Genomic DNA, 12,499 nt, shown 5'->3' on the forward strand with positions numbered 1-12,499 from the left:
CGGCGTCGCCTCCGACGCTACGGTCGGGCGGTGCGCCGTGGCGACGGGTTGACGCATCGGTCGCCGAGTGTTCACCCGCCCGCCCCCGGTACCGTGGGCGCATGCCCGCGATCGACCTCAACGCCGACCTCGGCGAGACGACCGACGGTGTGCCGACGGCCGATGACGCCGCGATGTTCCCGCTGATTTCGAGCGCGTCGGTCGCGTGCGGTGGCCACGCCGGTGACGACGCCTCGATGCGCGAGGCGGTCGCCCGCGCGGCATCCGCCGGGGTCGCGGTCGGGGCGCACCCGTCGTTCGTCGACCGGGCGGGGTTCGGTCGCACCGCGCTCGCCGTCGCGCCCGACATCCTTCGCGGGCAGGTGCGCGCGCAGCTGCAAGCGCTCGTCGACGCCGGCGCCGACCTCCGGTACGTGAAGCCGCACGGTGCGCTGTACCACGTGGTCACTCGCGACGCGGATGCCGCCGATGCCGTCGTCGCAGCGGTCGCCGACACTGCGGCCGTGGTCGGCCGTCCCCTGCCCGTCCTCGGGATGCCGGGCGAGATCGTCCGCGCTGCGACCGCGGCGGGACTTCCGTTCGTCGCCGAGGCGTTCCTCGACCGGGGATACCTGCCGACCGGCGGCCTCGTGCCGCGCACCGAGCCGGGCGCCCTCCTCCACGATCCGGGCGTCGTCGCGGCCCGCGCCGTCCGGCTCGCGGTCGAGGGCGTCGTCGAAGCGGTGGACGGCACCCTGCTGCGCGCCGATGCGGCGTCGCTGTGCGTCCATGGCGATTCGCCCGGCGCGGTCGCGATGGCCCGCGCGGTACGCGCCGCGCTGGACGCCGCGGGCGTGGCGGTGCGCGCGCCGTGGTGATCCTGCCGTTCGGCGACCGGTCGCTGCTGGCCGAGGTCGCTTCGCTGGACGAGGTACTCGCGCTGCATGCGCGCCTCGCGGCGACCCGCCCCGCCGGCGTCGTCGACCTCGTCCCGGCCGCCCGCACAGTGCTCGTCCGCGTCGACCCGTCGGCACTCCCGGTCTCGGCCGCGCGCGCGTGGATCGAGGGAGCGGATGCCACGCCCGCGGAGGCGGACCGCAGCGCGACACCGCTGGTCGAGGTGCCGATCGTCTACGACGGCGTCGACCTGGCCGACGTGGCATCCCTCCTCGGTGTCTCCACCGACGCGCTCGCCGCGGAGCATGCCGCGGCTGATTGGACGGTCGCGTTCACCGGGTTCGCACCGGGGTTCGGCTACCTCGTCAGCGCGGACTGGCGGCACGACGTTCCGCGCCTGTCGACCCCGCGCACGCGCGTGCCGGCGGGTGCCGTCGGTGTCGCGGGGGAGTTCACCGGCGCGTATCCGCGCGAGACGCCGGGCGGCTGGCGGCTGCTCGGCACGACGCCCGCGCAGCTGTTCGACCCGGCTCGGTCGCGCGCTGCCCTCCTGCACCCCGGCGAACGGGTGCGGTTCGTGCCGACCCGCGCGACCGCGTTCGGTGCGGCTGACGCGCGAACGGATGCCGCACCCGCGCGCGCCGCGGTCGACGTCGTCGCCGCCGGTCCCCTCACCACGATCCAGGACCAGGGGCGGCCCGGACACCTCGCGGAAGGCGTGGCGCGCTCGGGTGCAGCCGACCGCGCGGCGCTGCGAACCGCGAACCGCCTCGTCGGCAACGTCGAGTCGGCCGCAGGGCTGGAGGTCACCGTCGGAGGATTCCGTGCGACGGCGCGCACCGACCTGTGGGTCGCGGTCGCGGGCGCGTGGGGGCCGATCCGCATCGGCGGCCGCGAGGTCGACCCGTTCCGCGCGCACCGGTGGCCGGCGGGCGCCGACCTCGAGGTCGGTGCGTTCACCGCCGGCATCCGCGGATACGTCGCGATCCGGGGTGGTGTGGCGGCATCGCCGGTGCTCGACTCCCGCGCGACCGACGTGATGGCCGGGCTCGGGCCGGCCCGCCTCGCTGCGGGTGACGGCCTCGCACTCGCCGACGAAACCGCGGGGGAGGTGCCGCCGGAGGATCTGCACCCTTGGACGCCGCCCGGTGACGCGCTCGACGTCCCGGTGGCTGCCGGGCCGCGCGCCGACTGGTTCACCGCCGAGGCTCGAGCGCTCCTGTTCGACGCGGTCTGGTCGGTGACGGCGGACGCCGATCGCGTCGGCCTCCGCCTCGACGGTCCGGCGCTGGAGCGCATCCGTCACGGGGAACTGCCGAGCGAGGGCATGCTGCCCGGCGCACTGCAGGTGCCGCCGAGCGGCCGTCCGGTGGTCCTCGGCCCCGACGGCCCCGTCACCGGCGGGTACCCGGTGATCGCCGTCATCACTGACGACGGGCTCGACGCGCTCGCGCAGGCGCGTCCAGGCACGCGGGTCAGGTTCCGGCACGCCAGAGCGGTCTGACCGGCGCCCCACGGGCTCGCTCGAGGGCGTACCGTCGAGCCATGCGCCGATCCGTCCGCTCTCGTGCCGCCGCCGTCCTGCTCGCGTTTTCGGCCGGCCTCGCGCTCGCCGGCTGCAGCGCGCCCGCCGGAACCGACGCCGACGAGTCGCCCGCACCGGCGGCCACGTCGCCCGCGGCGGTGGCGCCGGCGATCGGTCCGGATGTGACCGCCGAGGCGTACACGTTCCAGGTCCCCGAAGGCTGGGGCTTCCCCGAGGAGGCCCCCGAGGGGTACGACGCGAGCATGTTCGCCGTCGACCTCGCCGACATCGAAGACGGCTTCTCCGACAACGTGAACGTCATCACCTCTCCTGCTGGCGAGATCACGCCCGAGCAGGTGGAGAGCGCCGGCGTCGCCGAGCTCGAAGCGGCCCAGGCGACCGACGTCACGGTCCTCGACCGAGTGGATGCCGCCGGCGCCGAGTCCGCCCACCTCACCGCCGGGTTCACCTCGGAGGGCGTCGAGTACACGATCGACCAGTACTACCTGACCTCGGCAGGCCAGACGCACATCGTGACGTTCTCCTTCAGCCCCGGCATCGACCAGGCGGAGCGCGATGCGCTCGCGGCATCCGTCCTTGCGACCTGGACCTGGAACTGACGCGGAATCACGCGGATCTCGATGAGAGAGATCTCATCGAAAAACCTCGCTCGGGCCCGTTTTCACGGGCCGTGGCGACATAGGCTCGGAAGCGATTCCGCTGCACCTCATTCCGGCGGTGTCGATACGGGCTCGGCGCCCACGCATTCGGGAGCGAAGCGGCGCCGGACTCCACCGGCTCGGGTTCTCCACCCCGAGCCGGTGGAGTGTTCCGAGTCCGTCGCGGATGCCGCACCCGCGGGAATCCGGGGATCGCGCGGTTATACCGCAGCGAATCGAACTCGTCAACGATCCGGGTGGACACGGCGCGTCGGCTGACCTATAGTGGGTAGTTGCGCTCCCCTCTACTTGCCCTCATATGGTGGTCGGCTTGTGCCTGTGGCCCCGATGGAATCCCATCGGCGCGTGCCGCAGGCGTCGGATTCGGGAGTACTCCACCTGACGACAAGGAAAACCAGCCCTCCCCGGGCTCACGGAGGTAATTCCCTTGGCTGCTGCGCGCAACGCAACTTCCACCACCACCCCCAAGAACGGCCGCGGAGCTTCCCGCCTCTCGTTCGCCAAGATCTCCGACACGCTGACGGTCCCTGACCTGCTGGCGCTGCAGACTGAGTCGTTCGACTGGCTCGTCGGCAACGAGGCATGGCGCGAGCGCCTCGCCGAGGCGCAGGCCGCCGGTCGCACCGACATCGCGGTGCAGAGCGGTCTCGACGAGATCTTCGAAGAGATCTCGCCGATCGAGGACCTGGGCGAGACCATGCAGCTCTCGTTCACGAACCCGTACCTCGAGCCCGAGAAGTACTCGATCGAGGAGTGCAAGGAGCGCGGCAAGACCTACGCCGCCCCGCTGTACGTCGAGGCCGAGTTCATGAACCACCTCACCGGTGAGATCAAGACCCAGACGGTCTTCATGGGCGACTTCCCGCTCCAGACCGCCAAGGGTACGTTCATCATCAACGGCACCGAGCGCGTCGTCGTCTCGCAGCTCGTCCGTTCGCCCGGTGTCTACTTCGACAAGACGCCCGACAAGACCTCCGACAAGGACATCGTGTCGGCGCGCGTCATCCCCAGCCGCGGTGCATGGCTCGAGTTCGAGATCGACAAGCGCGACCAGGTCGGCGTCCGCATCGACCGCAAGCGCAAGCAGTCGGTCACCGTCTTCCTCAAGGCACTCGGCCTCTCGAGCGAAGACATCATGAACGAGTTCGCGGGCTTCAGCTCGATCGAGGAGACCCTCGAGAAGGACACGATCCTCACCAAGGAAGATGCGCTCCGCGACATCTACCGCAAGCTCCGTCCGGGCGAGCAGGTCGCCGCCGAGGCCGCCCGCGCGCTCCTGGACAACTTCTACTTCAACGCGAAGCGCTATGACCTGGCCAAGGTCGGTCGCTACAAGATCAACCAGAAGCTCGGCATCGACAAGCCGCTGTCCGACTCGGTCCTGACCGTCGAGGACATCGTCGCGACGATCAAGTACCTGGTGCGCCTGCACCGCGGCGACGTCAGCTACGACGGCGTCCGCAGCGGCAAGGCCGCCGAGATCCGTCTCGACGTCGACGACATCGACAACTTCGGCAACCGTCGCATCCGCGCGGTCGGCGAGCTCATCCAGAACCAGGTCCGCACCGGTCTGTCGCGCATGGAGCGCGTCGTCCGCGAGCGCATGACCACGCAGGACATCGAGGCGATCACGCCGCAGACCCTGATCAATGTCCGTCCCGTCGTGGCGGCGATCAAGGAGTTCTTCGGCACGTCGCAGCTGTCGCAGTTCATGGACCAGAACAACCCGCTCGCGGGTCTGACCCACAAGCGTCGCCTCTCGGCGCTCGGCCCCGGTGGTCTCTCGCGTGAGCGTGCCGGCGTCGAGGTCCGTGACGTCCACCCCTCGCACTACGGCCGCATGTGCCCGATCGAGACCCCGGAAGGCCCGAACATCGGCCTCATCGGCTCGCTCGCATCGTTCGCTCGCATCAACGCGTTCGGCTTCATCGAGACGCCGTACCGCAAGGTCGTCGGCGGCAAGGTCACCGACCAGATCGACTACCTCACGGCAGCCGAGGAGACCGACTACATCGTCGCCCAGGCCGGTGCAGAGCTGAAGAAGGACGGGTCGTTCGTCAACGACCGCATCCTCGCCCGTCGTGGCAACGGTGGTGAGGTCGACCTGTTCCCCGCCGACGAGATCGGCTACATGGACGTCTCGCCGCGCCAGATGGTGTCGGTCGCGACCTCGCTCATCCCCTTCCTCGAGCACGACGACGCGAACCGCGCCCTCATGGGTGCGAACATGCAGCGTCAGGCCGTCCCGCTGCTGCGCAGCGAGTCGCCGATCGTCGGTACCGGTATGGAGGGCTACGCAGCCATCGACGCCGGTGACGTCATCACCGCGCAGAAGGCCGGTGTCGTCTCCGAGGTCTCCGCCGACGTCGTCACCGTCCAGCTCGACGAGGGTGGCACGCAGGACTACTTCCTCCGGAAGTTCGACCGCTCGAACCAGGGCACGTCGTACAACCAGCGCGTCGTGGTCTCGGCCGGCGAGCGCGTCGAGGCCGGCGAGGTCATCGCCGACGGTCCCGCGACCGAGAACGGCGAGCTTGCCCTCGGCAAGAACCTCCTCGTCGCCTTCATGACGTGGGAGGGCCACAACTTCGAGGACGCCATCATCCTCAGCCAGGAGCTCGTCAAGAACGACACGCTCTCCTCGATCCACATCGAGGAGTACGAGGTCGACGCCCGCGACACCAAGCTCGGCAAGGAGGAGATCACCCGTGACCTCCCCAACGTCAGCCCCGACCTGCTGAAGGACCTCGACGAGCGCGGCATCATCCGCATCGGCGCCGAGGTGCGCCCCGGCGACATCCTCGTCGGCAAGGTCACGCCCAAGGGCGAGACCGAGCTCTCGGCCGAGGAGCGCCTGCTCCGCGCGATCTTCAACGAGAAGAGCCGCGAGGTCCGCGACACGTCGCTGAAGGTGCCCCACGGTGAACAGGGCACGATCATCGCGGTCAAGGAGTTCAACGCCGAGGACGGCGACGACGAGCTCGGCTCGGGCGTCAACCGACGCGTCGTGGTGTATATCGCCCAGAAGCGCAAGATCACTGCGGGTGACAAGCTCGCCGGTCGTCACGGCAACAAGGGTGTCATCGCGAAGATCCTCCCCGTCGAGGACATGCCCTTCCTCGCCGACGGCACGCCCGTCGACGTGGTCCTGAACCCGCTCGGCATCCCCGGTCGAATGAACTTCGGCCAGGTCCTCGAGACCCACCTCGGTTGGGTCGCTAAGCAGGGCTGGAAGGTCGACGGGTCGCCGGAGTGGGCTGAGAGCCTCCCCGAGGTCGCCCGCGAGGCCGCTCCCGGCACCAAGGTCGCGACGCCCGTGTTCGACGGTGCGTTCGAGGAGGAGATCGCGGGTCTGCTCGACTCGACGAACCCCACCCGTGACGGCGTGCGCCTGATCGACCGCTCCGGAAAGGCCGACCTGTTCGACGGCCGTTCGGGCGAGCCGTTCCCGGCACCGATCTCGGTCGGCTACATGTACATCCTGAAGCTGCACCACCTCGTCGACGACAAGATCCACGCTCGTTCGACGGGGCCCTACTCGATGATCACCCAGCAGCCGCTCGGTGGTAAGGCGCAGTTCGGTGGACAGCGCTTCGGCGAGATGGAGGTGTGGGCCCTCGAGGCCTACGGTGCCGCGTACGCGCTGCAGGAGCTCCTCACGATCAAGTCCGACGACATCGTCGGTCGCGTGAAGGTCTACGAAGCGATCGTCAAGGGCGAGAACATCCAGGAGCCCGGCATCCCGGAGTCGTTCAAGGTCCTCATGAAGGAGATGCAGTCCCTCTGCCTGAACGTCGAGGTCCTCTCGGCCGACGGCACCGAGGTGAACCTGCGCGACAGTGACGACGAGGCTTTCCGCGCTGCGGAAGAGCTCGGCATCAACATCTCCACCCGGTTCGAGTCGACGTCGATCGACGAGATCTGACCCGCACCGGTACGAACTCAAATTCCGACACAGGAGAATCAGTGCTCGAGTCACACACCTTCGATCAGCTTCGCATCGGTCTCGCCACCGCCGACGACATCCGTCGTTGGTCCTTCGGTGAGGTCAAAAAGCCCGAAACCATCAACTACCGCACGCTCAAGCCCGAGAAGGACGGCCTCTTCGGCGAGCAGATCTTCGGCCCCTCCCGCGACTGGGAGTGCGCCTGCGGCAAGTACAAGCGCGTCCGCTTCAAGGGCATCGTCTGCGAGCGCTGCGGCGTCGAGGTCACCAAGAGCTCGGTCCGTCGTGAGCGCATGGGCCACATCGAGCTCGCCGCCCCCGTCACCCACATCTGGTACTTCAAGGGCGTCCCGTCGCGCCTGGGCTACCTGCTCGACATGGCGCCGAAGGACCTCGAGAAGGTCATCTACTTCGCCGCCTACATGGTGATCTCGGTCGACGAGGAGGCGCGTCACCGCGACCTCCCGACGCACGAGTCGAACCTGCGCCTCGAGATCAAGAACATCGCGGACCGTCGCGATGCTCGCGTCGCCGACCGCCTCCAGAAGCTGGAGGACGAGCTCGCCGCGCTCGAGGCCGAGGGTGCCAAGGCCGACCAGAAGAAGAAGGTCAAGGACGCCGCCGAGAAGGAGATGGCGACGATCCGCAAGCGCGGTGACGAGCAGGTCGCCAAGCTCGAGCGCATGTGGGACGAGTTCCGCGGCCTCGAGGTCGGCCAGCTCAAGCAGGAAGACGACATCTTCCAGGAGCTCCAGGACCGCTTCGGCCAGTACTTCGAGGCCTACATGGGCGCCGAGTCGATCAAGCGTCGCCTCGAGGCGTTCGACCTGGCCGCCGAGGCCGAGTCGCTGCACCTGCAGATCTCCGAGGGCAAGGGCCAGCGCAAGATCCGCGCGATCAAGCGCCTCAAGGTCGTCAACTCGTTCCTGTCGACCGGCATGTCGCCGGCGTCGATGGTCCTGGACGTCGTCCCGGTCATCCCGCCGGAGCTTCGCCCGATGGTCCAGCTCGACGGTGGCCGCTTCGCCACCTCCGACCTGAACGATCTCTACCGTCGCGTGATCAACCGCAACAACCGTCTCCGTCGCCTGATCGACCTCGGTGCCCCCGAGATCATCGTCAACAACGAGAAGCGGATGCTGCAGGAGGCCGTCGACGCGCTGTTCGACAACGGCCGCCGCGGTCGCCCCGTCACCGGTACCGGCAACCGTGCCCTCAAGTCCCTCAGCGACATGCTGAAGGGAAAGCAGGGTCGTTTCCGCCAGAACCTGCTCGGCAAGCGCGTCGACTACTCGGGCCGTTCGGTCATCATCGTCGGCCCGCAGCTGAAGCTGCACCAGTGTGGTCTGCCCAAGCAGATGGCGCTCGAGCTCTTCAAGCCGTTCGTGATCAAGCGCCTCATCGACCTCGGTCACTCGCAGAACATCAAGGCCGCCAAGCGTGCCGTCGAGCGCACCCGTCCCGAGGTCTGGGACGTGCTCGAGGAGATCATCCGCGAGCGCCCGGTGCTCCTGAACCGTGCACCCACCCTGCACCGCCTGGGCATCCAGGCCTTCGAGCCGCAGCTCGTCGAGGGCAAGGCCATCCAGCTGCACCCGCTCGTGTGCGCGGCGTTCAACGCCGACTTCGACGGTGACCAGATGGCTGTCCACCTGCCGCTCTCGGTCGAGGCGCAGGCCGAGGCCCGCGTGCTCATGCTCGCGTCGAACAACATCCTGAAGCCGTCGGACGGCCGCCCGGTGACCCTGCCCTCGCAGGACATGATCATCGGTCTCCACCACCTGACCACGCTCAAGGAAGGCGCAGCCGGCGAGGGCCGCGTGTTCGGTTCGGTCGGCGAGGCGATCCTGGCCAAGGACGAGGGCACCCTCGACCTGCAGGCCAAGGTCCGCATCCGCGTGCCCGGTCTCACCTTCCTCGAGGGCGAAGCTCCCGAGGGCTACGAGCGTCACGGTCTCGTCGACGCCTCGCTGGGTCAGGCGATCTTCAACGACACGCTCCCCAAGGGCTACCCGTTCGTCCGCGAGCAGGCCGACAAGGGCAAGCTGTCGCAGATCGTCAACAAGCTCGCCGAGGAGTACCCGAAGACCGAGGTCGCGGCATCCCTCGACCGGATCAAGGACGCCGGTTTCTACTGGGCCACCCGTTCGGGTGTGACCGTCGCCCTCAGCGACGTCCTCACGCCGCCGAACAAGAAGGAGATCGTCGGCGCCTACGAGAAGCAGGCCGCCAAGGTCCAGGGTCAGTTCGAGAAGGGTCTCACCACCGACGCCGAGCGTCGCCAGGAGCTCATCAAGATCTGGACCGAGGCCACCGACGAGGTCCAGAAGGCGATGCGGGACAACTTCCCGGCAGACAACACCATCAACCGCATGGTGAGCTCGGGTGCCCGTGGTAACTGGCTGCAGATCCGCAACATCGCGGGTATGCGAGGCCTGGTGAACAACCCCAAGGGTGAGATCATCCCCCGCCCGATCATCTCCTCGTACCGCGAGGGTCTGTCGGTCGCGGAGTACTTCATCGCCACCCACGGTGCCCGTAAGGGTCTCGCCGACACCGCACTCCGTACCGCCGACTCGGGTTACCTGACCCGTCGCCTCGTGGACGTCTCGCAGGATGTCATCATCCGCGAAGAGGACTGCGGCACCGGCAAGGGCCTCGAGTTCGTCATCGCCGCTCCCGACGCGACCGGCACGCTCGTGCGTGACGCCAACGTCGAGAACTCGGTCTTCGCCCGTACCCTCGCCGCCGACGTCGTCGACGCGCAGGGCACGGTGCTCGCTGAGGCCGGCGACGACGTGGGCGACGTGCTCATCGACAAGCTGGTCGCCGGCGGCATCGAGACCATCAAGGTCCGCTCGGTGCTCACCTGCGACTCGGCCGTCGGTGTCTGCGCGAAGTGCTACGGCCGTTCGCTCGCGACCGGCAAGCTCGTCGACATCGGTGAGGCCGTCGGCATCATCGCGGCACAGTCGATCGGTGAGCCCGGTACCCAGCTGACGATGCGTACGTTCCACACCGGTGGTTCGGCGTCGGCAGACGACATCACGCAGGGTCTTCCCCGCGTGCAGGAGCTGTTCGAGGCGCGTACCCCCAAGGGTTCGTCCCCGATCGCCGAGGCTGACGGTGTCATCAAGATCGACGAGACCGACAAGGCCAAGAAGGTCATCCTGACGCCCGACAACGGCGATGAGCCGCACGTCTACCCGGTCCTCAAGCGCGCCACCCTCCTCGTCGAGGACGGCCAGCGCGTCTCGGTCGGTGAGCCCCTGCAGGTCGGCACGCTCGACCCCAAGGAGGTCATGCGTGTCATGGGTGCCCGCGAAGTGCAGAAGTACCTCGTGAACGGCGTCCAGGGTGTTTACCGCTCGCAGGGTGTGCCGATCCACGACAAGCACATCGAGGTCATCGTCCGTCAGATGCTCCGCAAGGTCACCGTCGTCGACCACGGCGAGACCGAGCTGCTCCCGGGCGAGCTCGTCGACTTCAAGCGCTACCAGCAGCTCAACCGCGAGGCGGTCGCCGAGGGCAAGCGCCCCGCGTCGGGTCGTCCCGAGCTGATGGGTATCACGAAGGCGTCGCTCGCGACCGAGTCGTGGCTGTCGGCCGCGTCGTTCCAGGAGACCACCCGCGTCCTCACGCAGGCGGCCATGGAGGGCAAGAGCGACCCGCTCGTCGGCCTAAAGGAGAACGTCATCATCGGAAAGCTCATCCCCGCCGGCACCGGCCTTGCGAAGTACCGCAACGTCACCGTCGAGGCGACGGAGGAGGCGAAGAGCGAGCGGTACCCCAACCGCATCTTCGCTTCGGACGGCGCGTACAGCGACGCCGACCTGAGCTACGTCGACTTCGACAGCTTCTCGACCGACGACTTCACGCCGGGCAGCTACAACTAAGCACCATCCGCACGACGGCCCTCTGGATCTGATCCCCTTCTGGATCTGATCCGGGGGGCCGTCGTCGTTTCCGGCGGCGGTGCGGCGCGGCATCCGCGAGACGGCGACGTACCGTTGAGGCATGGCTTCGGTGGGGGGACGCAACACGGTGTTCGCGTGGTTCGTGGGCGTCGTGTGCGCGGCGGTCGTGATCGCGATGATCGTGGTCGCGCTGCCGTTGTTCCCCGCCACGTCGGGATGGTTCGCGGGGGCGTTCACCGAGGTCCAGCGCTTCTTCGATCCGGATGCCGCGCCGCCGGCGCCCGAGCCCTCTGAGACGCCCGTCGATCCTGCGGCGTTCGACGAGTGCCGCGACCTGTACGACGACGCCCTGTGGGCGTCGATGCGGTGGACGTCGGGCGCTGAACTCGTCGCGTCGACGGACGCACCGCAGAGCTCCGCGACCGCGCTGGTCGATGCGCTGCTGCCCGAGGTGTCGATGACCTGCACCTGGACGGCGGATGTCGGGTCGGTGTCGACGACGGTCGCGTCGGTGCCGACGGATGCCGGGGCGATCGCGGCATCCGCGCTCCCGACCGTCGGCTTCGCGTGCGACGTCCGAGACAGTCGGACCCTGTGCACCCGGACGGATGGCGACCTCGTCGAGACGATCGAGACCGGCGGCGGGCTCTGGGTGTCGACGTCCGAGGATGCGTGGCATCCGTCTGGGCATGCTCGTCGCGTTGCGGAAGCCGCGTGGGCGGCGCAGGACTGACGGCTCAGTCGTCGGGCCAGAGCGCGTCGACGATCGCCGCGGTGTACCCCTGCGGTGCGAGGTTCGAGTACTGCGTGTCGACCGCGACGCCGTCGCGCCAGTAGACAGTGCGCCCCTGGGTGAGCTCGAGCGGGCCTTCTTCCCAGGTCTTCTCGCAGCGGATGCCGTCGTCGGGTTCGTAGCAGAGGTAGCCGTCCTCGACGCCGAGCAGGTACAACGCATCGCGCGCTTCGCGCTCCGGCGCGTAGCCGACGACGGTGACGAGGCGGGTCATGCTGGCGCCGGGGTCCGCCCACACGCACACGCGGCTGCTGTCGGGACGGATGCCGCCCCCCGTGCCCGCGGCATTGAGCGGAATCCCTTCGAGCGAGGTGAGGATCTCGTCGGTGAGGATGCTCGCGCAGTCCTCGGGGAGCGCCGTGATCGACGTGGACGGGCCGAACGGGAAGTCCGCAATCGGGACGGGGGTGACGGTCGGAGTGGGGGAGGGCAGCACGGTCTGGGTCGGTGCGGCATCCGGCTCCGGTGCGCACGCCGTGACCGCGAGTGCTGCAGCTGTGAGGGCGATTGTCGCCCCAGCACGCACCCCGATCCTCATGCCCTTCACGATACGCGCCGCACCCCGGGAGCCCGGCGCATCCGACCGTGCCCGCCGAGACATCCCCTTCGTGTCGAGTGCGCTCCTTCCGCACCGGCATGACGGGGAGCGGTCGGCAACAGGGGGTCTCTCGATGCGTGGACACGCCCGGAGATCCGGGGTCGGGACACGTCGGCACGCCTGCGGGGCAGGCTCTCACGCCAGGGATACGCTTCCAGGTGCGG

General features: G+C 68.8%; 7 protein-coding genes. 6 read left to right on the forward strand and 1 reads right to left on the reverse strand.

The genetic code is table 11. The annotated features are described in order from the left end of the window. Nucleotides 1-101 precede the first annotated feature (101 nt). The 6 genes from pxpA (at nt 102) to QNI14_RS07940 (ending at nt 11,677) form a co-directional block, all read left to right on the forward strand. On the forward strand, nt 102-857 hold the full coding sequence (gene pxpA, locus QNI14_RS07915) for a 5-oxoprolinase subunit PxpA (protein ID WP_283715992.1): 756 nt from the start codon (nt 102-104) through the stop codon (nt 855-857). After that, nucleotides 851-2,380: a 5-oxoprolinase subunit B/C family protein gene (locus tag QNI14_RS07920; RefSeq protein WP_283715993.1), complete on the forward strand. Its 1,530-nt coding sequence runs from the start codon at nt 851-853 to the stop codon at nt 2,378-2,380. Before pxpA ends, QNI14_RS07920 begins: the two co-directional genes overlap by 7 nt. A 41-nt stretch (nt 2,381-2,421) precedes the next feature. Then, nucleotides 2,422-3,021: a hypothetical protein gene (locus tag QNI14_RS07925; protein ID WP_283715994.1), complete on the forward strand. Its 600-nt coding sequence runs from the start codon at nt 2,422-2,424 to the stop codon at nt 3,019-3,021. 487 nt (nt 3,022-3,508) lie between these two features. Further along, a complete protein-coding gene (gene rpoB, locus QNI14_RS07930) occupies nt 3,509-7,006 on the forward strand; it encodes a DNA-directed RNA polymerase subunit beta (RefSeq protein WP_283715995.1) in 3,498 nt (1,165 codons plus the stop codon). A gap of 41 nt (nt 7,007-7,047) precedes the next feature. Beyond that, nucleotides 7,048-10,923 carry a DNA-directed RNA polymerase subunit beta' gene (gene rpoC / locus QNI14_RS07935; RefSeq protein WP_283715996.1) on the forward strand — a complete coding sequence of 1,292 codons (3,876 nt, stop codon included), beginning with the start codon at nt 7,048-7,050 and terminating at the stop codon, nt 10,921-10,923. A 121-nt stretch (nt 10,924-11,044) separates the two neighbouring features. Further along, nucleotides 11,045-11,677, forward strand: coding sequence for a hypothetical protein (locus tag QNI14_RS07940; RefSeq protein WP_283715997.1), 633 nt, complete (start codon nt 11,045-11,047; stop codon nt 11,675-11,677). 4 nt (nt 11,678-11,681) lie between these two features. On the opposite strand, the gene QNI14_RS07945 is transcribed toward QNI14_RS07940, so the two are convergent. After that, nucleotides 11,682-12,275: a hypothetical protein gene (locus QNI14_RS07945; protein WP_283715998.1), complete on the reverse strand. Its 594-nt coding sequence runs from the start codon at nt 12,273-12,275 to the stop codon at nt 11,682-11,684. Between the last annotated feature and the right edge of the window lie 224 nt (nt 12,276-12,499).

The sequence above is a fragment of the Microbacterium dauci genome, from assembly GCF_030065535.1.
Classification (GTDB): domain Bacteria; phylum Actinomycetota; class Actinomycetes; order Actinomycetales; family Microbacteriaceae; genus Microbacterium; species Microbacterium dauci.

Excerpts from the sequence above, each read along its gene's own strand:
- QNI14_RS07945 (WP_283715998.1), bottom strand. The coding sequence starts at position 12,275 with ATGAGGATCGGGGTGCGTGCTGGGGCGACAATCGCCCTCACAGCTGCA.
- QNI14_RS07940 (WP_283715997.1), top strand. The coding sequence starts at position 11,045 with ATGGCTTCGGTGGGGGGACGCAACACGGTGTTCGCGTGGTTCGTGGGC.
- QNI14_RS07925 (WP_283715994.1), top strand. The coding sequence starts at position 2,422 with ATGCGCCGATCCGTCCGCTCTCGTGCCGCCGCCGTCCTGCTCGCGTTT.
- pxpA (WP_283715992.1), top strand. The coding sequence starts at position 102 with ATGCCCGCGATCGACCTCAACGCCGACCTCGGCGAGACGACCGACGGT.